This is a genomic window from Aeromonas sp. 602200, from assembly GCF_049173895.1.
Classification (GTDB): Bacteria; Pseudomonadota; Gammaproteobacteria; order Enterobacterales; family Aeromonadaceae; genus Aeromonas; species Aeromonas veronii_A.
In genome coordinates this window covers 81,940-102,700 of record NZ_JAAKSL010000010.1, presented here as the reverse complement: position 1 = coordinate 102,700, position 20,761 = coordinate 81,940, and the positions used below count along the sequence as shown (strand labels likewise).

Genomic DNA, 20,761 nt, shown 5'->3' with positions numbered 1-20,761 from the left:
CTGCCCATCATTCATTTGCTGCGACTTCAGGAGCGGTCACGCCAGTGTGGCGCCATTCCCGCACCTGTTCACACGTACAACAGCCAGAGAGCTTACTGGACAGGCGGGGTGTAACCTTCGATCTGCACTTCACCTGCATCAAACAGGTAGCTGACCATCTCTTTTTCCAGCAGTTGGCGATGCTCAAGATTCATCATGTTGAGCTTTTTTTCGTTGATCAGCATCACCTGCTTCTTCTGCCACTCGGCCCAGGCTTCCTTGCTGATGTTGTCAAAAATCCGCTTGCCGAGCTCACCGGGATAGAGTTGGAAATCCAGACCCGGGCCCTCTTTTTTCAGGCGTTGGCAAAATACAGTACGGCTCATGTTGACCTCTATGGTTGTAACTCTGGATAGGCGAGCAGACGGGCCGTGGCGGCCGCCAGCCCCACCTCGGCAGGATTGCGTAAGTTATACCAGAGTCGGTTATCTGCTTCCATGAGCCGCAGCGGCTGCGCCTCATCAATGTCAATCAGCAGCGGCTGAATATCGAGATGGAAGTGGCTGAAGGTATGGCGAAAACCGGCCAGTTCACGATAACCGTGATGGCTCAGGCCAAGGGATGCCAGCAGACCATCCACCTCCGCCAGCGAGGCCACTTGCGGGAAGCAGTAGAGCCCGCCCCAGATCCCCTGTGGCGGCCGCTTCTCCAGCAGCAGCTCATCACCGTGACGGATCAGCAGCATGATGCCATCCCGGGCCGGAATGCTCTTCTTCGGCTTGCTGTTGGGGTAGGCAGTCGGGTTGCCTTGCGACAGCCCCTGGCAATCGGCCCGCACCGGACAGCGATCACAGACAGGCTTGCTGCGGGTGCAGATTGTCGCCCCGATATCCATCATCGCCTGATTGTATTGCGCCACCCCCAGCTTGGGAGTGAGCCGGATGGCGATCTCCCACAGTTCGTTCTCCACCTGTTTCTGGCCGGGCCAACCCGGCAACGCCAGCCAGCGGGTGAGCACCCGCTTCACGTTGCCATCAAGGATGGCGTGGGGCTGACCCAGAGAGAGAGACAGCACGGCCCCGGCGGTAGAACGACCAATCCCCGGCAGCGCCATCACCTCGTCAAAGCGCTCGGGAAAGAGGCCGTGGTGATGGTCGCGGATCTGCTGGGCCGCCTTGTGCAGGTTGCGGGCACGGGCATAGTAGCCAAGCCCGGTCCAGTGGTGCAGCACCTCGTCGACGGGGGCATCGGCCAGCGCCGCCACATCGGGGAAGCGCGCCATAAAACGCTGGTAATAGGGGATGACTGTAGCGACCTGAGTCTGCTGCAGCATGATCTCCGAGACCCAGACCCGGTAAGGGGTCTTCTCCTGCTGCCAGGGCAGGTTTTTGCGGCCATGAAGCTCGTACCACTCCAGAACCCGGCTTGCGAAGGTTGATTGATTCACGTTGTTCTCATGTCGTTGATATAAGGGGAACTCTGCGGTTCCTTCGGCTCATCTGGCCTGCGCGGGCATAAAGTCATCCCGCAGCACAGCGCCAGCTGTCTGGTGCGGCAGCGTAAGGCCTCGTCACGCCCAAGTCAAAGCCGCTCTGACTGGCGCTGCGGGCAGGTGGTGCTCAGGCAGCAAAGCGGTAACAAAGACGATATACTCGGCCCCACGATTGATGACGGGAGAGACGGTTTGCAGACTTATCTAGTTGGGGGCGCAGTGCGGGATAGCCTGCTGGGATTGCCGCAGGGCGACAGGGATCATCTGGTGGTCGGCGCCACCGTGGAGCAGATGCTGGCGCTGGGGTTTACCCAGGTCGGTCGCGACTTCCCGGTGTTTCTTCACCCCAAAACCCAACAGGAGTATGCCCTCGCCCGTACCGAACGCAAACAGGGTCAGGGCTACACCGGCTTTGTCTGCCACGCCGCCCCCGATGTGACGCTGGAACAGGATCTGCTGCGCCGGGATCTCACCATCAACGCCATCGCCGAAGATGATCAGGGCCAGCTCCACGATCCCTACGGTGGCATCGAGGATTTGGAAAAGCGGCTGCTGCGCCACGTCTCTCCTGCCTTTGCCGAAGACCCGCTGCGCATCCTGCGGGTCGCCCGCTTCGCCGCCCGCTTCCACGCTCAGGGCTTTACCATCGCGCCGGAGACCCTCACCCTGATGAGCGAGATGACGGCCGCTGGCGAGCTTGCCCACCTCACGCCGGAGCGAGTCTGGAGGGAGCTGGAAAAAGTGCTGCTGGGGCCGACCCCGCAGATCTTTATCGAGGTGCTGCGCCAGTGCGGCGCCCTCAAGGCGCTGTTCCCAGAGATTGATGCGCTGTTTGGCGTCCCCGCCCCGGCCAAGTGGCACCCGGAGATCGACACCGGCATCCACACCCTGATGGTGCTGGAGCAGGCGTGCCGGATCTCCCCCGAGCTGACCGTCCGCTTTGCTGCTCTCTGCCACGACCTTGGCAAGGGAGTGACCCCCCAGGAGTTATGGCCAAGCCATCACGGTCACGGCCAGAAGGGGCTGCCGCTTATTCGCGCCCTGTGCGAACGGTTCCGGGTACCCAACGAGTGCCGGGATCTGGCGCTGCTGGTGAGCGATCTGCATACCCACATCCACATCGCCTTTGAGCTCAAACCCGCCACCCTGCTCAAGGTGTTCGACAAGGCTGATGCCTGGCGCCGCCCCGAGCGCTTTGCCCAGCTGCTGGATGCCTGCCGCGCCGACTTCCATGGCCGTACCGGTTTCGAGGAGCGGGTCTATGCCGAGCCGGACTATGTGGCCGAAGCGCTGGCTGCCGCCCAGGCGGTGCCGGTGAAAGAGATAGTGGCGGCCGGTTACAAGGGAGAAGAGATCAAGGAGCAGCTCGCCAAAAAGCGGACCGATGCCATCAGCCGCATCAAGGATGAGTGGACCTTTATCGAAGAGTAACCTCGGCCCCATAACAGACGGCCGCCCTGATGATGAGCTCCGCAAGGAGAGCATCGCCAGGGCGGCCGTTTTGCATCCAAGTTTATATGTAAAGGGGCGCTAACCCCTGCTGGTGCTGTTATGCCGGACCAATTCGCTCCATCAGGCTCATATGGGATGAGCCATCGTGACGCTTGAGATTCTGGCGATATTCGAACTGGCGCTGGCTCTCCTGCTTGAGCCCCAGCATCAGCGAATAGCACATCGCCAGCATGATCACCGAGAAGGGTAGCGCCGCTATGATGCTGGCCGCCTGCAAGGCTGCCAGACCGCCGGAGACCAGCAGGATGGCCGCAACCAGCCCCTGCCCCAGACCCCATACTGCGCGGTGCAGAACCGGCGGCTCCTGATCACCGATGGAGAGCAGAGTGGTGATGACCAGCGTGCCCGAGTCACTGGAGGTGATGAAGTAGGTGCAGATGAGCAGGGTCAGCACGGCCTTGGCGATCCAGCCGAAGGTATCCCAGTGCAGCAGTTCGACCGTCTTGTAGAGCGCCAGCGTCACATCCTGATTGACCGCAGCGACCACGCCGCCACCGCCAAACAGCTCCAGATTCATCGCCGTACCGCCAAACACGGTGAGCCAGAACATGCCGAGCAGCGAGGGTACCAGCAGCACACCGAGCACAAACTCGCGGATAGTACGCCCCTTGGAAATGCGGGCGATAAACATGCCGACAAACGGCGCCCAGGCAATCCACCAGCCCCAGTAAAACGCCGTCCAGCTCGACTGCCAGGCCGAGGTGCCGTTGGCCTCGGTGTTGGTCCAGAAGCTCAGTTTGACGATGTTCTGCAGGTAATCACCGATGTTCTGCACATAGGCGTTGAGGATATAGGTGGTCGGCCCCAGCACCAGAAAGAGTGCGAGCACGAACACGCTCAACCAGATATTGAGCTCGGAGAGGATCTTCACTCCGCGCCCGACCCCGGAAACCGCCGACAGAGTGGCGATCAGGCTGATACCGCCAATCAGCCAGAGCTGGTTGGACTGCGACACCGCCATACCAAACATCTGGTTGAGGCCGGTATTCATCTGGGAGACCCCCAGTCCAAGGGAGGTCGCCACCCCGAACACGGTGCCGAACACGGCTAGCACATCGGCCGCATGGCCCCAAAAACCGTAAATCCGCTCGCCAAGGATGGGGTAAAGCACAGAGCGGATCGCCAGCGGCAACTTGCGGCGATAACTGAAAAAAGCCAGCGACAAGCCAACGATCACATAGATGGCCCAGGGGTGCAGGCCCCAATGGAAAAAGGTGAGGCGCATGGCGATCTGGGCCGCTTCCGGGGTCATCCCTTCGGTAATGAACGGATTGCCCTGCAGATGGTTCATCGGCTCGGCGATGCTCCAGAACACCAGACCGATCCCCATGCCCGCGCTAAAGAGCATGGAGAACCAGGCGAAGTAGCCGAACTCCGGTACCTGGTCGTCGTCACCCAGTCGGATGCTGCCAAAACGGCTGAACATCAGGTAGACAGCGAAGAACAGGAACAGGGCGACCACCAGAATGTAGTACCACTTGAACCCGGCAATAATCTGATCCTTGGCACCGACAAACCAAGCGGCTGCGGTATCGGGAACAAAAACGCCAAACAGTAAAAACAGGGTGATAACGGTGAGGGCCGTCATGGCCATGGTGGGGTTGAGGCCTTTCAATAGCCCTTTGCGTGCTCGCATCCAGCCTCCTTAGTCGTTGTTGAAAAAGTCTTCGCCCACATGATCACCGGCCCCGCCGATAGCGCGATAGACCAGCTTGCCAGCTGCTTGTTCGCGGTGATCCACCAGCGAAACCGAGGGCTGGCCATTCACGGCGTGACGCTTGCCGAGGAAGATGGCCATGGGGACGCCCAGATTGGAGATACCGCTGGTGATCCAGAGCCGGTTGAAGTCGTAAGAGCCACCGATGAACTCCAACTGGGCCAGGCCGGTATCTAGGCCGGTCAGATAGAAGTTCATGGCACTTTCGTCAGGAAAGAGGTGCACCAGCACATAGGCGTAGCGCAATTCGTTCACCAACTCCTTTATGTTGAAAGTACCTGTCTCACTACAAGAGAGGGGTAACTCACCATCATAGTGGTGTACCTTGAGGTTGTTCGGGTCTTCATCATAGGCAGGCTGATAGCGCACAAAAGCCGAGGTGTCCGGCAGTTCGTAGCGCACTCTGACCACACGTAACTCGGCCACCAGAGACTTGATATCCAGCTCGTCGTTCATCATCTCGCTCCTCAAATGTCAGGGTGAATTCCGTGAAATACCTGACAGCCTAACACAAAATTAATTAGAGCAAAAATGATTACAACAAAAACAATATTGACCTTGTAACGAATTAGGCGGAAAATTTTGCGCCTCTCCATAGCCCTCCAATGACGCACACCCCATGGAAAAACATGATGAAGTACTGGTCGCCCTGCGCCAGATTATTCGTGCCATCGACATGCACTCCAGGCGCCTGATCAAAGAAGCCGGGCTCACCTCCCCGCAACTCTTGCTGCTCAAAGGGATCGACGAACTGGGGCAGATCTCCATGCGCCAGCTGGCCGATCACACCAACATGAGCCAGGCCACCGCCACCACCATCATGGACCGATTGGAGAGCCGCCAACTGGTGCAGCGCGTTCGCAGCAATACCGACAAGCGCAAGGTTCACGCGACACTGACTGACGCAGGCCGCGCCCTGCTGGCTCAGGCCCCTACCCCGCTGCAAGAGCGCTTCATCCAACGTTTTCAGGCGCTGGAAGCGTGGGAGCAGACCCTGCTGCTCTCCTCCCTGCAACGCATCTCCACCATGATGAATGCAGACGAAATCGACGCTGCCCCGGTGCTGAGCGTCAGACCCCTGACCGAAGAGCAAGCTTAAACAGCCACAGAATGACAGACATAAAAAAAGCTCCCGACCGGGAGCTTTTGTCTATCAGGCACCGGAGATAATTACTCTTCCAGGCTGATACCGATATTGGAGACACCATCCTGAGAGGCGAATGCTCTGATGGCCAGGATACGATCGCTGTCGCGCTCATGGGCAACCCGCTTGAGCAACTCGACCTGAAACTCCAGCTCGGCCTCCATGTACTCGTGCTCGTAGAGCTCCTCTTCTGTCAGATCCCGCTCCTCCAGCAGCTCGATAAAACCGGCCACAGTGCCAACGGAGGCATGGCTGGCATCGTTGGCCTCTTCGCCAACCCGGCAGATCACCGAGTTGTAGGCGCAGCCCAGTGCCACACAGGCATCCAGCGCCGGATAGGCGCCGTAGGATTCAAACTTGCGGGGATCCGGAATATGGGCTTCGAACTCTTCGAGAATGGCTCCCAGATTGACACGTGAGCCCTTGACGGTCAGATAGTTCCACATCTGATCCAGCGCGTGCCGGAAGGCATCTGCATTGCCAAAACCGGAAGCCTGGCTGAACAGGGCATAGTTGGGGTACATGCGCTCTGCCAGCGCCAGGGTGTAGACGGTCTGTTGCCAAGGCTGTAGCTCGGCCAGTCGCTTATAAAACTTGTCACCAAACACTGGAGTCGGATCCTTTGCAAAATGTGGGGCAGATTGTAGCCCACGAGGGGCGTGGCGAAAACGAAAAAGCGCCCTGGTCGGCTATGTTGCGCTGGCAACTCGGGTAAGATGGGACGAGAGCGGCATCTTGTCGCGCCGCAAATTCTGATAAGGAACAAGAGTATGAGCCAACGTACCCTTCTTTTGCTCAGCCAGGATAATGCTCACTACGAACGTCTGCTCAAGGCGGCCAACCTCCCTCATCTGCGCATTCTGCGGGCCGACAACCCGAGCGATGCCGAACAACTTATCGGCGAGGCCCATATTCTGCTGGCAGAGCCAGCCCGCGCCAAGCCACTGCTGCCCAAAGCCAACAAGCTGAGCTGGTTCCAGTCCACCTATGCCGGGGTCGACGTGCTGCTCGATCCGGACAGTCGTCGCAACTATCAGCTCACCAACGTGCGCGGCATCTTCGGCCCGCTGATGAGCGAGTATGTCTTTGGTCATCTGCTCAGTCTGACACGCCAACTTCCTCTCTATCGGGAACAACAAAGACAACGACTCTGGCAGAGTCACCCCTATCAGGGGCTCAAAGGGAAAACCATGCTGATCCTGGGTACCGGCAGCATTGGCCAGCATATCGCCCACACCGGCAAACATTTTGGTATGAAGGTGCTGGGCATCAGCCGCAGTGGTCGGGAGCGTGCCGGGTTTGACCAGGTTTATCAGCTGCCTGCGCTCAACAAGATGCTGGCGCAGGCCGATGTCATCGTCAGCGTGCTGCCTGCCACCCGCGATACCCGTCATCTCTTCAATGCCGCCCGCTTCGAACACTGCAAACCGGGCGCCATCCTGTTCAACGTCGGTCGTGGCAGCGCTGTACACTCGGGCGATTTGCTCACCGCACTGCGTACCGGCAAGCTGGCAATGGCGGTGCTGGATGTATTCGAGCAGGAGCCGCTGCCCGCCGACAGTCCACTGTGGGGACAACCCAACCTAATCGTCACCCCCCACAACAGCGCCTACAGCTTTCCAGAGGATGTGGCCCAGATATTTGTACGCAACTACATTCGCTTTATCGATGGCCAGCCACTGGATGGCAAGATTGACTTCGACAAGGGTTACTGACCAGCACTACGCATGCAAAAAAGGCCCCGCCAGTCTGGCGGGGCCTTTTCATTTCAGCTAGTGGCTACAGCGATTAGCCGGCGGCCAGCTCCTTGCGGTAGCTCTTCACCTTGGCCAGGAACTGGCGACGCTCCTTGCCACTGAGCGGTTCAGCCATCGGCAGCTTGGCGGTCATGGCATTAACCGGACGGTTGTTGATCCGCAGTTCGTAATGCAAGTGAGCACCAGTCGAGCGACCGGTGTTGCCGGAAAGGCCGATCTTGTCGCCCATCTTCACCCGCTGACCGGTTTTGACCAGCAACTTGCTCAGGTGCAGATAACGGGTAGAGAGGGTTCGACCGTGCTTGATTACGATATAGGTACCCGCCAGCGGGTGGCTGGTCGCCTTCTGGACCACACCGTCACCCGTGGCCAGTACCGGGGTACCCACCGGAACGGCAAAGTCGGTCCCCTCGTGGGGACGGATAGCACCAGTCACAGGATGCTTGCGAGCGGGGTTGAAGTTTGAGCTGATCCGGTAACGACTGTGGGTCGGATAACGGCGGAAACCGCGCTCCAGGCTGTTGCCCTGACCATCGTAATAGTTGCCATCATCGGAGAGCCAGGCCGACACCGTCTTGCCCTGACTGATCATTTCCACACCCAGCAGCTGGCTGTTACCGGTGCTCTTGCCCTCGACCGTCTCCTGGCGTACCAACACCTTGAATTTATCGCCCTTTTTCAGATCCTGAGCAAAGTTCATCCGCCACTGGAACAGGTTGGCAATCTTCTGGATATGAGTGGCAGGAATGCCTGCATTGCGGGCACTGACATAGAAACTGCCGTTGATCACGCCATTGTAACGCTGCGGCTGCCACTCGACCTTCTCGTTGATCATGGAGGCAGTATAAGCATCGTCACTGCGCGACATCACCAGCGTCTGCTTGATATTCAAGCGGATCTTGAGTTGTTGCAGAATGTTGTCCTGATCGATCAGCAGCTCTATGGTCTGGCCCGGTTTCAATCTGGCCAGATAGTTCTTGCTGTCCGCATCAAGTACTTTGTAGAGAGTAGTGGTAGAGAGTCCCAGATTGTTAAAAATGGCGGTCAGGTTCTCACCATTACGCACTCGGTAATCCTGCCACTGCGGTGCGGTATCAACAGGGATATCGTCCTCTGCCGCACTCTGATCAACCAGTTCGTGGTCGGGGATTTCGTTAAAATCGGTGTTGTTTTCGTTGGTTGCTGTACCGGCGGTATCAATGGGCAACTCAAGGCGAAGAGGCCGCTCCAGGATATCCCCCGGCGCTGGCAGCAATGCCACTGCTGACAGGGTCATGGCCGTCAGCATCAGCATGGCGTAAAAATGTTTGCGGGGAACCGGTGGTTCCCAATTGGCAGCCTGTGCTACCAAGGGACGGAGACGTTTCATCCGCTATCCTGTATTTAGATCCAAGAGAGAGTATTGCGATGTCAGTTGTGACAAAACCGTATAAAACTGTTTTTTGGACAAAACAAATTACAAATAGTTCATCACAATCTGCATGAACCTCACATTTTATGCATAACACGCCCTGATGGGCAGAAATGATCGCCTTTTTTAACTATTTTTTCCTATTTTTAAGAGCCGGGTCGGACTCGATTCGGCATTAAAAATTCAAATGTTGCGATAATTTTTCCATGGAGTGGATATGACGTTATCAAAACTGTTGCGCTGGATAATCCTTGTACTGTTCCTGATTGGTGCAGTTATGTTGTTCGTTCTTGAAGTCTCCACGGTCCGCCAGTCAATCCTTGATCAGATGTCGGCCAATCTGGAGACCGCCATCACAGCCCTTGGACTGGTACTTCAAGGCACCCTGCTCAATGATGATCAGGTGCTGGCCGAAACCATTGTCAATGCCATGTTTGACGGCGGCTTCGTCAGCTCGGTTATTCTGGTTGATCCGGATGGCCAATTGCTGTTTCAGAAGGTATTCCACTCTACCCAGCAGAATGTTCCCGGCTGGCTTCCCTCGGTTATCGGCATGCCCCCCGTCAAGATTGAGCAAGAGTTGACCGATGGCTGGCGCATGCTGGGCACTCTGACCCTTGAGGGACATAGCGGCTACGCCTATCAGCATCTGTGGAATGCCATCAGTCGCACCGGCATAGCCCTGCTGGCGGGGCTCGTCGTATTTACCCTAGTCATCTCTCTGGTCTGCAAGCGCCTGCTGCAACCACTGGAGCAGATCAATGTGCAGCTGATCCGGCTGCGCAAACACCAGTTCAACAGCACCCTGCCCACCCCTTGGTTGCAAGACCTTAAAGAGGTGGCACTTTCCATCAACCAACTGGTCTCCGAACGCAAGCGGGATCTGCTGCAACAACGGCTCAAGATCACCCAACTGGGAAAACAGCTTGCCCCAACCATGCCACAGCCACTGCAAGGGCTAAGCCCGCTGCCAGAAGGCGGGCAACTGCAAAAATTTGTCTCCACACAAGGGGAAATCGCCCTCTATCAGCGTTTCTTGCCCAGTCAGCCCCTCGGAGCCGACAGCGATCTCGCGACCATCCATAGCACCCTGGAGTTATGGCAGCGCTCCCATATAGAGGGGATCTTGCTACCCCTCTCCCTGCTCAATCACCCGCAATGGTCCGAAATCGCCCCTCTGCTAAGCCAGGGGCGAGGAAAAACACTGGATTGGCGCTGGGATGTAGCCACATTCCCCGCCCACGGCCAGTCTACCTTGGCTGCGTTGCAGGAACAGGGGTGTGAGCTCGCCTTCAGCGCCATTCCCCTCAATGCGGATACCTTCAATCAACTTGACCCGCTCAATCCCATTTTTATCAGCTGCCAGCTGACCGATGCACCGCTCTACTGGAATCTGCTCTCCCAGACCATGCATGCCGCCGGTTATACCCTGCTGGCAGAATCGGGAGAGTGTCGCGACATCGACAAACTGCGGACCTGGGGTATCGATGGTTATGCCAAGGAGACGCAATCATGAAGAAGCTCGCCATGCTGTTGCCCCTGCTGTGGCAACCCTGCCTGATGGCTGAAACCGTCACTATCGCCACCGGGGGTGAGCAGGGGATTTATCACCAGATAACCAAAGAATTTTGCCGTCTGGCTCATGAGGTCGACGAGCAACTTGCGTGCAAGCTGCAGAGCTCATCGGGTTCAATAGAAAACCTGAAGCGACTGAAGAGTGGCGAGTCCTCCTACGCCATGGTGCAGTCAGACTGGCTGTATCAGGCAAGCAAGGGCTTGGGCCCTTTTGCCACGCAGCCGCAACCTGAGCTGCGCGCACTATTTGCCACCCATGCAGAGCCCTTCACCATAGTGATACGTGCCGATGGAGATATCACGTCACTGGAACAGCTCAAGCTCGCCCCCATCGATATGGGGTTGAAGAACTCGGGTACCCGCCAGACGGCGCTGGCCCTGTTCAACATCTTGGGAGCGAAAGAACAGGATCTCGATCTGAAGAGCATGGCCAACCTGCCGGATGCGCTCTGTAGCAAGCAGATCGATGCATTTGCACTGGTGATGGGACACCCTAACCGGATTGTGCTCGACACCGCCAAACGTTGTGCGGTCACTTTCCTCCCCATCGATGGGGCCACCCGGGATCAGCTACTCAAGGGTGTCAAATATTACCAACGCAGTCAGGTGCCTGCCCGCATCTACCCCGGCAATCTGAAGGCGACGCCCACCTTTGCTATTGCCGCCACCCTGGTTACCAATGCCACCATGCCGGAAGAGTCTGTCTATCGCCTGACCAAGGCCATGCTGACCCAGCAAACCAAATTCAATGAGCAAACTTATGGCTACGCCAATATGTTTCACCGGGCACGCAATAAAACCGGCCCTGTGCTGAGCATTGAACAGCATCCGGGCGCGGCGAAATATTTCGATGAGTTGAAGGCGGCGGGCAAGCTATAGCTGACGACGAGGAGAGCGCAGTTGCTCGCTGGAGAAACGGGTCTTCATCGATGTCCACTGCGCCAGCCGATCGGCACTCCCCGCCAGCGTCCCTTCCCGCCGTGACTTCATGATCCAGATGCTTTTGGCATCGAAACTGTAAACGGGAATGAGATCGGTACGCTTGCTACCCGGCAGGATCCGGCTGTTGATGTTGTCGAGCACCAGTGGATCAGCCTTGGGTGTCGGGAAGTAGAGCGTCACCATGTGGAACTGGTTGTAACGCACCGCCTTGACGTAGGCCAACCGCAGCTTCTTCTCATCCACCCCCAGCTCCATCAGGGTGTAGTACTTGGAGATGCTGTAATCCTCGCAATCCCCACCCCGGGCACCGATGAACTCCAGCGGATTGGCCCAGTAATCCTCATCTCCCCACAGCTTGGGGTCTTCACTGTAGGTGAGATTGTTGAAGTAGTTGTTCACCAGCTCGATCTTCTGCTGATCCGTGGTTCCCGCTCTGGGAGTGAGCAGACGAGAGAATGCCTCGGCCCGCTGGATGGCGCGGCCACCGTACACCTCCTGCAGTTTGGCCCGCAGATCGGGGCTGGCAATATATTCGGAAAGGCGCGAAGCCTGCACACTGGCGCAACATAGCGCCAGTGTGCAGGCCGGGATCAACAACCATTTCATACCGGACACTCCATGTCAGATGCTGGAGGTCAGTATAGTCCGTCCGGATGAGAGACTCAGCCGCTAATCAGCGACATTGGGCAAATGCGTCTGCCAGTTGTTGCATGAATTGGGGATAACCATCCGGGCCGAGCGGCACCTGTTCACCCACCTCATCAAGCAACAGCACCTTGGCGCCAGTATTGCGTGCCACCGATTCGATCACTGCCGGTGAAAATTGCGGCTCGGCATAAATGCAGCTCGCCTGCTTCTCTTCCAGTGCCTTGCGGATATCCACCAGGGTCTTGGCGCCCGGGCGACGCTCAGGGCTCACGGTAAAGTGACCTTTTGAACTCATGCCGTAATGGCGCTCCCAGTAGCCATACGCCTCGTGGAAGACAAAGTACCCCTTCTCATTCACTGCCTTCATCTGGCCGGCAATCACCTTGTCCTTGGCATCCACCTTGGCATCAAATGCCGCGAGGTTGGCGTCATAGCGAGCCTGATTGGCCGGATCCAGCTTGCCCAATTCACTTGCGATCGCCTTGGCAATCACCTTGGCCTGCGTCGGGCCAAGCCAGATATGGGGATCGACCCCTTCGTGATGATGTCCCTCATGCCCTTCATCATGATCATGGTTACCGTGCTCGTGGGCGGCATGATCGTGATCATCATGGTCATGGGAGTCATGACTATCCTGAGTCGCGTAGTTGAACAGCGGCATTCCCTCAACCTGAGTCAGGGCCAAAGCATGGGGATGATTGGCCAGCGGCTTGGCCATAAACCCTTCCAGCTCGGGGCCAACCCACACCACCAGCCCAGCACTGTTGATGCTGCGAATATCGGAGGGACGCAGGGAGAAATCGTGGGGAGAGGCGCCGGTCGGCAACAATACCTTGGGCTCACTCACGCCGTCAGTGATCGCTGCTGCGATGAAGCCAAGGGGCTTGATGGTGGTCAGTACCTCAATGGCACGAACAGGCAAACTCACCGCCAGCAGGGCAGTGAAAAGCGCAATAATTCTCATTGGTGAATCTCGTCAGGGGGTGAGTATGTGATAATATAACAGCCGCTTTTTGTTATATTATAACTCTCACTGGCTGTAAACCCCGGAGTTGTCATGAGCCAACTGGTAGAGCTGAAAGAGGTCTCTCTCTCGTTTGATGGACGCTCTGTGCTCGACAAGGTCTCCTTTACCCTCAATAAAGGCAAAATCACCACACTAGTCGGCCCCAACGGGGCGGGCAAGAGCACCCTGAGCAAGCTGGTGCTGGGCCTGCTCACGCCGGATTCGGGCAAGATCACCCGCAGCCGCGATCTGAGAGTCGGCTATGTGCCACAGCGCCTCTATCTGGATCCCACCCTGCCGCTGACGGTGCGACGCTTCCTGCAACTGGGCAAAAACAGCCGTCTCTCCATCGAGGAAGCTCTGGCCCGGGTGGGCGCAGAGGGATTGCTGGAAAACCGGATGCAAAAACTCTCCGGTGGCGAGATGCAGCGGGTACTGCTGGCTCGCGCCCTGCTGGTCAAGCCCGAGCTGCTGGTGCTGGATGAACCGGTGCAGGGTGTGGATATCACCGGCCAGATTGAACTCTATGCTCTCATCGGCCAGCTCGCCGCCGAGTTCAATTGCGCCGTGCTGATGGTCTCCCACGACCTGCATCTGGTGATGGCCAGCACCCACGAGGTGATCTGCCTCAATCGCCACGTCTGCTGTCATGGCGAGCCGGAAAGCGTGGCGCGCCACCCCGAATTTGCCCGTCTGTTCGGGCGACCGGAGCAGGAGGTGCTGGCTGTCTATACCCACCATCACCACTGCGACGGCGAACACCATCATCATGAACCGCAGGCCCCCGTCATCCGCCTGCCTTCTCGCAACAACGCTCACAGCAAATAGCGCAAGCAACAGGACATTCAAGTGGACAGCTTTCTGTTATACGCCCTCGCGGCCGGTCTCGGCATCGCCCTGCTGGCCGGCCCCCTCGGCAGCTTCGTGGTATGGCGCAAGATGGCCTATTTTGGCGACACCCTCTCCCATGCCTGTCTGTTCGGCATCGCGCTGGGCATCCTGCTGCAGGTCGATCTCACCCTGGCGGTGGTGGTCTGCTGCCTCGCCATGGCGATGCTGCTGGTGATCATGAGTCGCAACCAGCAGGTGGCGACCGATACCCTGCTCGGCATTCTGGCCCACAGCGCCCTGTCGCTCGGTCTGGTTACCTTGAGTTTTATGGATAACGTCCGGGTGGATCTGATGGCCTACCTGTTTGGCGACCTGCTCTCGGTACAACCGATGGACCTGCTCTGGATCTACGGCGGTGGCGCACTGGTGCTGCTCACCCTGTGGCGACTGTGGGATCCCCTGCTCTCCATGACCATCTCGGAAGAGCTGGCACGGGTAGAGGGGATCCGGGTCGATGTGCTGCGCTGCGTATTGATGCTGCTGATCGGGCTGGTGATTGCCGTGGCGATGAAGTTTGTCGGGGCGCTGATCATCACCTCCCTGCTGATCATCCCTGCCGCCACCGCCCGCCGCTTTAGCCAGACACCGGAGCAGATGGCCGGCTTTGCCGCGCTGATTGGCTGTCTCGCCGTGCTGGGTGGATTGACCCTCTCCTGGTATCAAGATACTCCGGCAGGCCCCTCTGTCGTCGTCTGCGCCACCGGCCTGTTTGTCCTAAGCCAGTTCAAGAAAGCTTGATGCAGCGCTAGAGCGGCATGCTCTGGCGTGTCTCCATCATCAGCCACTGGCGCAACCGGCTGATGGCGGGCTCATGGGCCCGCGAGCGCTTGCAGGTAAAGTAGAAGGCATCCCCCGTCTCCAGCTGGTGTACCGGCAAGGCCACCAGCTGGGGATCATCGGGCCGCAGCATGTAATCATTCACGAATGCCACCCCCTGATCCCAGGCCGCCGCCTCCATCGCCAACAGCACATGGCTGAAGTGGTGCATCCGTGCCTCGTCCGGAATAACCAGCCCGCCGGCCTTGGCCCAGCGCTGCCAATCCTCCCCCCGCGCCTTGTAGATGGACTGCACCGACAGCAGCGGCAACTGCCAGATGGCCTCAGGCCACTCCCCGCTGATCTGCTGCAACAGGCGGCGACTACAGACCGGAAAGAGCCGCTCCTGATAGATAAGATCGTGGCAGTAGCCCCGTCCGTGGGGTGAGACTGTGATAAAGCAATCCGCCACCCTATCAGATAGCTCAGGATCTTCCGCCACCATCTCCAGACTCAAATCCAGCTCGGGGTAGAGCTGGCGCAATCCAGCCAACCGCGGGATCAGCCACTTAACCGCAAACGAGCTGTAGACCGCGAGGCGCAACCGCATCTCGCCGCCACCGCGCAGCTGTTCGCTGCTCTGGGCAATCTGGCTAAGCCCGGCAGCAATCCCTTCGAAGTAGCTCTCCCCCTGGGTTGTCAGCGAGAGCAACCGCCCCTGACGCAGCAGCAAGCGCTCACCCAGAAAATCCTCCAGCAGACGGATCTGGTGGCTGACCGCACTCTGGCTGACGTTCAGTTCCAGAGCGGCGCGGGAGAAGCTGAGCAGCCGGGCCACCACCTCGAAATATTGCACCGCACGCAGGGGAGGAAGCTTCATTATCTAAATATCTCATGAATGGTCATTTTTTATCATTTTACTGGATATCAACCGGCACGCTACCCTCCCCTCATCTGAAGTGGGAGGTGGTATGAATGCAGTAGGGATCGGCATCCTTTATCTGGTGCTGGGCAATATGGTGGCGGTTTTTTCCGATGCGCTGGTCAAGGTACTGGAGCCGGATCAGCCCATCTTCCAGTTTGTCTTTTTCCGCCAGCTCTCGGCCGCCATTCTGCTGATGCCCTGGCTGCTCTGGTCATGGCGCCGCAATCCACCGGTGGCCATCAAGTGGCACCTGCTGCGGGCCCATATCTGGGCGGTCGGCGTCTGTCTGATGGTAGTGGCCCTCACCCGCTTGCCGCTCGCCACTGCCAACGCCCTCTTCTATGCCGCGCCGCTGATGATGGTACCGCTGGCGGTGTGGATGGCGGGGGAAGCGATCTCGCGCCAGAAGGTGCTGACCGCAGTCATCGGATTTATCGGGGTACTGATCGTGCTGCGCCCGACCGAAGTGAACTGGGCCGCACTGGCGGCGCTCGGGGTAGCGCTGTCGATGGCGCTCAACAATCTGCTGATCAAGCGAATCCCGCTTAAGCAGCCCATCGCCCAGACCCTGTTTTTCACCAACGTGCTGAGCATGCCCTTCATTCTCGCGCTGGCCTTGTGGGAAGGGGGCGACTGGCAGTGGCAGATGTGGTGGCCCGCCTTCGGCTCCTCGGCGCTGATCATGGTCTATGCGGGATTGTGCGTGGTGGCCTATCGCAAGGCGGAAGCGAGCAAGATCGCCTCGGCGGAGTACACCGGTCTGCTGATGGCGGTAGCCATCGGGGTATGGCTGTTTGACGAGCAGCCGGGTCTGCCGCTGCTGCTGGGCTGTATCTGTATCGTCCTGCCGCTTATCGCCATGGCGCGCAGCAAGCCAAAGCCGCTGGCCGAGCCAGCGGTCTAATACTCAGGGTCGTTTCAGCAAAGGGGCGACCCTTTGCTGCAGATGAGGGATGACCTCCTGCTCGAACCAGGGATTCTTTTTGAGCCAGAGGGTGTTGCGCGGTGAAGGGTGAGGCAACGGCAGCCAGCCTGGGCCATAGTCAGCCCAGCTGCGCACCGTGTCGGTGAGCGATCCCTTGGCAGCTCCCCGCAGGTAATGGGCTTGTGCATACTGGCCGATCAGCAGGGTCAGTTCGATATTGGGCAACAGCATCAATACCTTGTCGTGCCAGGTGGGCGCACATTCTGGGCGCGGCGGCAGATCGCCGGATTTTCCCCTGCCGGGATAACAGAGCCCCATCGGCATGATGGCGATGCGGGATTCGTCGTAAAAGGTGGCCTTATCGACCCCGAGCCACTGACGCAGCCTGTCACCGGAGGGGTCATCCCACGGGATACCGCTGGCATGCACCCGGGTGCCGGGCGCCTGACCGATGATCAGCAAGCGGGCACTCTCGGCCCCGCGGATCACCGGACGAGGCCCCAGCGGCAGATGAGCCTCACACAGACGGCAGGCCCTGATTTGCTCAAACAACTTATCGATTCGCTGCATGACGTTGATAGTACCAGCATTTCCCTGTTTTCCCTCTTGTGGAAACAGGGCGCGCCCCATACTATCGCCATGAGTGTTTAATTTAATAAACGGACAATAATGAAAAACTGGCTAGGTACCGGCACCGCGACCCTCTCCTTCATCCTGTGGGGGATGCTGCCGCTCTATTATCAATTCATGCCTGAGGTCAACATGTGGGAGCTGATCTCCCACCGGGTGCTCTGGTCTGTGGTGCTGCTGGGTGCCCTGTTTTTGCTGCTTGGCCACAAGGTGCCCTGGGCACAACTGCGCAGCGAGCCGCGCCAGCTCGGCCTCATTCTGCTGGCGGGCCCCGTGATGTCCATCAGCTGGTGCATGTTCACCTGGTGCCTCACTACCGGGCAAGTGCTGACCACCAGCCTCGCCTTCTTTATGACCCCGCTGTTCAATATCGTATTCGCCGTCATCTTCCTCAAAGAGCGACTCACCCCGCAAAAGCATCTGGCGGTCGCCCTGGCACTAGCGGGGCTCGCCTACATGCTCTTCTGCTACGGCCAACTCCCCTGGTTCTCCCTCATCATGGGGGCCAACTTCGCCTGCTATGGCCTTATCAAGAAGAAGATCCACTACGACACCGGCACCAGCCTCTATCTGGAAGCCATGGTGCAACTGCCCGTCGCGCTGATCATCATCGGCACACTGGCGTGGCACGGGGAAGGGGCATTCGTGAACGGGGATTTGGCCGACAAGCTGCTGCTGATGGGCAGTGCGCCCGCTACTCTGCTGCCGGTGGGGCTCTTCTGCTATGCGGTGGCGAGAACCCGGATGAGCACGGTGGGGCTGCTGCAATATATCGAGCCCAGCCTCGCCTTCCTGCTTGCCATCTACTGGTTTGGTGAGGCGCCGGACCCCATCAAGGCGGTCGGTTTCGCCTTTGTCTGGGCAGGTCTGCTGGTGAGCCTGTTGCCGCTGCACCGACTCAAGCGCCGCCCTCAGGGCTTACCGCGATAGGACTCCAGCACCTTGTGCCAGCGGGGATCCTTGTCCATCTGCTCGGCGATGTCGTTGAGGGTGGCATGCAGCTCTGGGCGAGATTTGGGCAGCAGGATATGGCGGGTATAGCTGGATTGGGGGAATGGCGAGATAAACAGCTTGCCCTGATAGTGGTTTGAGTCGATGAAAAAGCCCAGCGCGGAGCCAGGCACCATGGTCACATCGATGCGGCCGCGCACCAGCAGCTCAAGATTGGTCTTCACCTTCTTGGCATCGTGACGCTCCAGCTCTCCCCTTGCTGCCGCATCGTCGATCCCCTGATAGCGGTAGCCCTCCACCCCGCCGAACACCAATCCCTTGAGGGAGTCGGGTCCGCGATAGGTGATCGGCTTGTCGATGTTCGAGATTAGCTCGTTGGTGTCGCGCATCACCGGAAAGGTCCAGAGATAACGCTCGCGATGGGGATCCCCTACCCAGGCGGGATTGACCCAGACCACCAGGCCATCAAAGTCGGGATCCGCCATCTCCAGCGCCAGCCGGGCGCGATTAACCAGCCAGAGCTCGATTCTGGGTTCCCCCCCCAACTTTTCATTGAGATACTTGACCAGCTCGCGGCTCAGTCCGGCATCCACTCCGGTATTGAAGGGCGGATGCTGATGGTAATCGTAGAGACGGATCGTCTCCCCCAGAGCCGGAACCGACAACAGTAACCACAACCAGAACCAGACTCTCATCGCACCTCCTTGCACTGCTTTTGAGTTTGGCACAGAGAAGTACAAATGATAAAACCTCCTGACGGGATATCCCCGCACGCCTCTCCCCCCTCTTCTCGCTGGTTTATCTATATGGTGCGCACCGCCACCGGCCTGCTCTATACCGGGGTCAGCACGGATCCTCAACGTCGTCTGCGTCAGCACCAGAGCGGCAAGGGGGCTCGCGCCCTGCGCGGCAAGGGCCCCTTGACGCTGGCTTGGCAGCAGGAGGTCGGCGAGAAGGGGGCAGCCCTGCGCCTCGAATATCGCCTCAAGCAGCAGCCAAAATCCTTCAAGGAGCAGCTGATCCACAGCCCGGCACTCTGGCAGAGCTGGAGCCCGCAGTGGTTACCCGAAACGACCCGACCTTAAGGGTTACAGCTAAAAAAAGGCCACTCGATGAGTGGCCGAAAAGGGGAAATCAGGGAGCATTTCATAACTTGTTGCACAACTACAGATAGGTATTGTTGCGCTGACGACGGTGGCTGATGAGCCAACAGACTGCCAGCGCGACCAGCAGCCAGGGGGCCAACTTGACGATCAGGGCAAGCATGCCGCTCAGCAGCCCCAGTAGTACAAACACGCCGCTGACCAGCAGCATGGCCACCAGGGTAAAGCCGGTCAGCGCCATGACCAGCAACACTCCCAGCAAGATGAAAAATTCCAGCATAACTTGCTCCTTACGGGCTCTCTGTGCCGCGGGGCTGCCTTGCGGTCAATCCAGCCAGCGTTTCAATTCATAACGGGGCGGCATCACCAGCACCGCCAGCAGATAGGCAGCCAGTGCCAGCGGTGGCACCAGGATCAGGGCGAGCAGGGCTACCACTCGCACCGTCACTCTGGAGATCCCCAGCCGTTGGGCAATGCCGGCGCAAACGCCAGTCAGCTTGCGATGGACAAGATCCTTGGGCCAGGGAGTCATGGTTATACCTCCACCTTCTGCCCCTTGAGACGGGCCAGCTCGCGCTCTATCTCGTCATTGAGCTCCAGCTCGCGGAACTGGGCCTCCAGCGAGGGATTCTGCCCCAAAATGGCCGCCTCCAGCTGGGCTTCCAGCTGATCGACCCGGCCTTGAAAACCGTCAAAGCGCGCCATCAGCTCATGCATGCGCTGGTTGTCCACCTGAGCGCGAGCACGAATGCGGCTGTGGGCCGTCTGCTCGCGCAGGGTCAGCAGTTTCTGCTTCTCCCGCGCCTCGGTCAGCTTGGCTGCCAGTCGCTCGCTGTCGGCGGTAAGCTGGGCCAGCACCTCGGCCACCCGGGCCTTGTCCTGTTCCAGCTGTTCACATTTCCTGGCCTCCGCCAGCTTCTCGGTGAGGGCGGCACGGGCCAGCTCCTCACGGCCTTTCTGGATGGCGAGCTCGGCCTTGGCCGACCACTCCAGGATCTGCGCCTGCAACCCCTGCTGGTGACGCTCCAGCTGTTTCTGTTCAGCAATCACGCGGGCGGCCTGGGTACGCATCTCGACCTGCACCTGCTCCATCTCTTCGATCATCAGGCGCAGCATCTTCTCCGGCTCTTCACTCTTGTCGAGCAGGCTGTGCAGGTTGGCATTTATCACGTCGGTCAGGCGGCTGAATACACTCATGGTCTGGCTCCTTGTTGATGGGATTGCTATCTCTTCCCATTGCATTACAAGAGCCGTGCCAAGAAAAATTATTGTTGTTTTACATATAGATGGGAATTTACCGAGGAAATTCAAGAAGGGTTTGTTGGTGAAAATAGCCAACCAGGTGGTGATTTTTACCAATAAAAAAGGGAGCCTGAGGCTCCCTTGTCGATTCATCT

General features: G+C 58.5%; 24 protein-coding genes. 10 read left to right on the top strand and 14 right to left on the bottom strand.

The genetic code is table 11. From position 1 onward, the window contains the following. Positions 1 to 92: 92 nt before the first annotated feature. Positions 93 to 365 carry an oxidative damage protection protein gene (locus tag G5221_RS13255; protein ID WP_160881969.1) on the bottom strand — a complete coding sequence of 91 codons (273 nt, stop codon included), beginning with the start codon at positions 363 to 365 and terminating at the stop codon, positions 93 to 95. A gap of 8 nt (positions 366 to 373) precedes the next feature. Continuing rightward, entirely contained in the window at positions 374 to 1,426 is a 1,053-nt protein-coding gene (gene mutY / locus G5221_RS13250) for an A/G-specific adenine glycosylase (RefSeq protein ID WP_421263380.1), read from the bottom strand. A gap of 237 nt (positions 1,427 to 1,663) precedes the next feature. On the opposite strand from mutY, the gene G5221_RS13245 reads away from it, so the two are divergent. Further along, positions 1,664 to 2,902 carry a multifunctional CCA addition/repair protein gene (locus G5221_RS13245; protein WP_421263379.1) on the top strand — a complete coding sequence of 413 codons (1,239 nt, stop codon included), beginning with the start codon at positions 1,664 to 1,666 and terminating at the stop codon, positions 2,900 to 2,902. A 118-nt stretch (positions 2,903 to 3,020) separates the two neighbouring features. Here G5221_RS13245 and G5221_RS13240 read toward each other — a convergent pair whose 3' ends face one another. Together G5221_RS13240 and G5221_RS13235 are read right to left on the bottom strand one after the other, a co-directional pair. After that, a complete protein-coding gene (locus tag G5221_RS13240; RefSeq protein ID WP_421263378.1) occupies positions 3,021 to 4,619 on the bottom strand; it encodes a BCCT family transporter in 1,599 nt (532 codons plus the stop codon). Positions 4,620 to 4,628: 9 nt separating this feature from the next. Then, positions 4,629 to 5,156, bottom strand: a complete 528-nt coding sequence (locus G5221_RS13235) for a hypothetical protein (RefSeq protein ID WP_421263403.1) — start codon at positions 5,154 to 5,156, stop codon at positions 4,629 to 4,631. A gap of 163 nt (positions 5,157 to 5,319) precedes the next feature. Between G5221_RS13235 and G5221_RS13230 the strand changes: the two genes are divergently transcribed. Next, positions 5,320 to 5,799: a MarR family winged helix-turn-helix transcriptional regulator gene (locus G5221_RS13230; RefSeq protein WP_216952087.1), complete on the top strand. Its 480-nt coding sequence runs from the start codon at positions 5,320 to 5,322 to the stop codon at positions 5,797 to 5,799. A gap of 71 nt (positions 5,800 to 5,870) precedes the next feature. Here the strand turns inward: G5221_RS13230 and G5221_RS13225 are convergent, their stop codons facing one another. Next, positions 5,871 to 6,452: a YjaG family protein gene (locus G5221_RS13225; protein ID WP_216979520.1), complete on the bottom strand. Its 582-nt coding sequence runs from the start codon at positions 6,450 to 6,452 to the stop codon at positions 5,871 to 5,873. A gap of 162 nt (positions 6,453 to 6,614) precedes the next feature. Between G5221_RS13225 and G5221_RS13220 the strand changes: the two genes are divergently transcribed. Further along, on the top strand, positions 6,615 to 7,559 hold the full coding sequence (locus G5221_RS13220; protein ID WP_266135387.1) for a D-2-hydroxyacid dehydrogenase: 945 nt from the start codon (positions 6,615 to 6,617) through the stop codon (positions 7,557 to 7,559). 73 nt (positions 7,560 to 7,632) lie between these two features. On the opposite strand, the gene mepM is transcribed toward G5221_RS13220, so the two are convergent. Next, positions 7,633 to 8,970 carry a murein DD-endopeptidase MepM gene (mepM, locus tag G5221_RS13215; RefSeq protein ID WP_005343143.1) on the bottom strand — a complete coding sequence of 446 codons (1,338 nt, stop codon included), beginning with the start codon at positions 8,968 to 8,970 and terminating at the stop codon, positions 7,633 to 7,635. Positions 8,971 to 9,229: 259 nt separating this feature from the next. Here mepM and G5221_RS13210 point away from each other — a divergent pair, with 259 nt between their 5' ends. Continuing rightward, entirely contained in the window at positions 9,230 to 10,528 is a 1,299-nt protein-coding gene (locus G5221_RS13210) for a LapD/MoxY N-terminal periplasmic domain-containing protein (RefSeq protein WP_421263377.1), read from the top strand. Further along, positions 10,525 to 11,466 (top strand): TAXI family TRAP transporter solute-binding subunit, encoded by a 942-nt coding sequence (locus G5221_RS13205; protein WP_335811936.1) that lies wholly within the window; start codon positions 10,525 to 10,527, stop codon positions 11,464 to 11,466. Before G5221_RS13210 ends, G5221_RS13205 begins: the two co-directional genes overlap by 4 nt. Here the strand turns inward: G5221_RS13205 and G5221_RS13200 are convergent. Next, the gene (locus G5221_RS13200; protein WP_042052461.1) at positions 11,461 to 12,135 is read right to left on the bottom strand and encodes a transglutaminase-like cysteine peptidase; all 675 of its coding nucleotides are present in this window, start codon (positions 12,133 to 12,135) and stop codon (positions 11,461 to 11,463) included. The genes G5221_RS13205 and G5221_RS13200 overlap by 6 nt on opposite strands. Positions 12,136 to 12,202: 67 nt before the next feature. After that, a complete protein-coding gene (gene znuA / locus G5221_RS13195; protein ID WP_323896567.1) occupies positions 12,203 to 13,141 on the bottom strand; it encodes a zinc ABC transporter substrate-binding protein ZnuA in 939 nt (312 codons plus the stop codon). Positions 13,142 to 13,234: 93 nt separating this feature from the next. Between znuA and znuC the strand changes: the two genes are divergently transcribed. After that, the gene (gene znuC, locus G5221_RS13190) at positions 13,235 to 14,011 is read left to right on the top strand and encodes a zinc ABC transporter ATP-binding protein ZnuC (protein WP_005354861.1); all 777 of its coding nucleotides are present in this window, start codon (positions 13,235 to 13,237) and stop codon (positions 14,009 to 14,011) included. A gap of 21 nt (positions 14,012 to 14,032) precedes the next feature. Continuing rightward, on the top strand, positions 14,033 to 14,812 hold the full coding sequence (gene znuB / locus G5221_RS13185; protein ID WP_421263376.1) for a zinc ABC transporter permease subunit ZnuB: 780 nt from the start codon (positions 14,033 to 14,035) through the stop codon (positions 14,810 to 14,812). 7 nt (positions 14,813 to 14,819) lie between these two features. Here znuB and G5221_RS13180 read toward each other — a convergent pair whose 3' ends face one another. Next, a complete protein-coding gene (locus G5221_RS13180) occupies positions 14,820 to 15,710 on the bottom strand; it encodes a LysR substrate-binding domain-containing protein (RefSeq protein WP_040067029.1) in 891 nt (296 codons plus the stop codon). A gap of 91 nt (positions 15,711 to 15,801) precedes the next feature. Between G5221_RS13180 and G5221_RS13175 the strand changes: the two genes are divergently transcribed. Beyond that, positions 15,802 to 16,659 carry a DMT family transporter gene (locus G5221_RS13175; protein WP_040067030.1) on the top strand — a complete coding sequence of 286 codons (858 nt, stop codon included), beginning with the start codon at positions 15,802 to 15,804 and terminating at the stop codon, positions 16,657 to 16,659. A 3-nt stretch (positions 16,660 to 16,662) separates the two neighbouring features. Here G5221_RS13175 and G5221_RS13170 read toward each other — a convergent pair whose 3' ends face one another. After that, positions 16,663 to 17,250 (bottom strand): uracil-DNA glycosylase family protein, encoded by a 588-nt coding sequence (locus tag G5221_RS13170; protein ID WP_043826081.1) that lies wholly within the window; start codon positions 17,248 to 17,250, stop codon positions 16,663 to 16,665. A 99-nt stretch (positions 17,251 to 17,349) separates the two neighbouring features. Here G5221_RS13170 and rarD point away from each other — a divergent pair, with 99 nt between their 5' ends. Further along, positions 17,350 to 18,240: an EamA family transporter RarD gene (gene rarD / locus G5221_RS13165; RefSeq protein ID WP_216979526.1), complete on the top strand. Its 891-nt coding sequence runs from the start codon at positions 17,350 to 17,352 to the stop codon at positions 18,238 to 18,240. On the opposite strand, the gene G5221_RS13160 is transcribed toward rarD, so the two are convergent. Then, a complete protein-coding gene (locus G5221_RS13160) occupies positions 18,222 to 18,956 on the bottom strand; it encodes a substrate-binding periplasmic protein (protein ID WP_216952096.1) in 735 nt (244 codons plus the stop codon). The two genes, rarD and G5221_RS13160, sit on opposite strands and share 19 nt — an antisense overlap. Before the next feature lie 45 nt (positions 18,957 to 19,001). On the opposite strand from G5221_RS13160, the gene G5221_RS13155 reads away from it, so the two are divergent. Continuing rightward, positions 19,002 to 19,346 (top strand): GIY-YIG nuclease family protein, encoded by a 345-nt coding sequence (locus G5221_RS13155; protein ID WP_216952097.1) that lies wholly within the window; start codon positions 19,002 to 19,004, stop codon positions 19,344 to 19,346. Between the two features lie 79 nt (positions 19,347 to 19,425). Here the strand turns inward: G5221_RS13155 and pspG are convergent, their stop codons facing one another. From pspG to pspA, 3 genes are read right to left on the bottom strand one after another with little or no spacing between them, the layout of a single operon-like run. Continuing rightward, entirely contained in the window at positions 19,426 to 19,644 is a 219-nt protein-coding gene (pspG, locus tag G5221_RS13150; RefSeq protein WP_216952098.1) for an envelope stress response protein PspG, read from the bottom strand. A gap of 45 nt (positions 19,645 to 19,689) precedes the next feature. Further along, positions 19,690 to 19,896: a PspC domain-containing protein gene (locus G5221_RS13145; RefSeq protein ID WP_124241612.1), complete on the bottom strand. Its 207-nt coding sequence runs from the start codon at positions 19,894 to 19,896 to the stop codon at positions 19,690 to 19,692. A gap of 2 nt (positions 19,897 to 19,898) precedes the next feature. Next, a complete protein-coding gene (gene pspA, locus G5221_RS13140; RefSeq protein ID WP_421263375.1) occupies positions 19,899 to 20,561 on the bottom strand; it encodes a phage shock protein PspA in 663 nt (220 codons plus the stop codon). Between the last annotated feature and the right edge of the window lie 200 nt (positions 20,562 to 20,761).

Coding starts and splice junctions, on each gene's coding strand:
- G5221_RS13255 (WP_160881969.1), bottom strand. CDS start 365: ATGAGCCGTACTGTATTTTGCCAACGCCTGAAAAAAGAGGGCCCGGGT.
- G5221_RS13240 (WP_421263378.1), bottom strand. CDS start 4,619: ATGCGAGCACGCAAAGGGCTATTGAAAGGCCTCAACCCCACCATGGCC.
- G5221_RS13235 (WP_421263403.1), bottom strand. CDS start 5,156: ATGAACGACGAGCTGGATATCAAGTCTCTGGTGGCCGAGTTACGTGTG.
- G5221_RS13230 (WP_216952087.1), top strand. CDS start 5,320: ATGGAAAAACATGATGAAGTACTGGTCGCCCTGCGCCAGATTATTCGT.
- G5221_RS13220 (WP_266135387.1), top strand. CDS start 6,615: ATGAGCCAACGTACCCTTCTTTTGCTCAGCCAGGATAATGCTCACTAC.
- mepM (WP_005343143.1), bottom strand. CDS start 8,970: ATGAAACGTCTCCGTCCCTTGGTAGCACAGGCTGCCAATTGGGAACCA.
- G5221_RS13210 (WP_421263377.1), top strand. CDS start 9,230: ATGACGTTATCAAAACTGTTGCGCTGGATAATCCTTGTACTGTTCCTG.
- G5221_RS13205 (WP_335811936.1), top strand. CDS start 10,525: ATGAAGAAGCTCGCCATGCTGTTGCCCCTGCTGTGGCAACCCTGCCTG.
- G5221_RS13200 (WP_042052461.1), bottom strand. CDS start 12,135: ATGAAATGGTTGTTGATCCCGGCCTGCACACTGGCGCTATGTTGCGCC.
- znuA (WP_323896567.1), bottom strand. CDS start 13,141: ATGAGAATTATTGCGCTTTTCACTGCCCTGCTGGCGGTGAGTTTGCCT.
- znuC (WP_005354861.1), top strand. CDS start 13,235: ATGAGCCAACTGGTAGAGCTGAAAGAGGTCTCTCTCTCGTTTGATGGA.
- G5221_RS13180 (WP_040067029.1), bottom strand. CDS start 15,710: ATGAAGCTTCCTCCCCTGCGTGCGGTGCAATATTTCGAGGTGGTGGCC.
- G5221_RS13175 (WP_040067030.1), top strand. CDS start 15,802: ATGAATGCAGTAGGGATCGGCATCCTTTATCTGGTGCTGGGCAATATG.
- G5221_RS13170 (WP_043826081.1), bottom strand. CDS start 17,250: ATGCAGCGAATCGATAAGTTGTTTGAGCAAATCAGGGCCTGCCGTCTG.
- rarD (WP_216979526.1), top strand. CDS start 17,350: ATGAAAAACTGGCTAGGTACCGGCACCGCGACCCTCTCCTTCATCCTG.
- G5221_RS13160 (WP_216952096.1), bottom strand. CDS start 18,956: ATGAGAGTCTGGTTCTGGTTGTGGTTACTGTTGTCGGTTCCGGCTCTG.
- G5221_RS13155 (WP_216952097.1), top strand. CDS start 19,002: ATGATAAAACCTCCTGACGGGATATCCCCGCACGCCTCTCCCCCCTCT.
- pspG (WP_216952098.1), bottom strand. CDS start 19,644: ATGCTGGAATTTTTCATCTTGCTGGGAGTGTTGCTGGTCATGGCGCTG.
- G5221_RS13145 (WP_124241612.1), bottom strand. CDS start 19,896: ATGACTCCCTGGCCCAAGGATCTTGTCCATCGCAAGCTGACTGGCGTT.
- pspA (WP_421263375.1), bottom strand. CDS start 20,561: ATGAGTGTATTCAGCCGCCTGACCGACGTGATAAATGCCAACCTGCAC.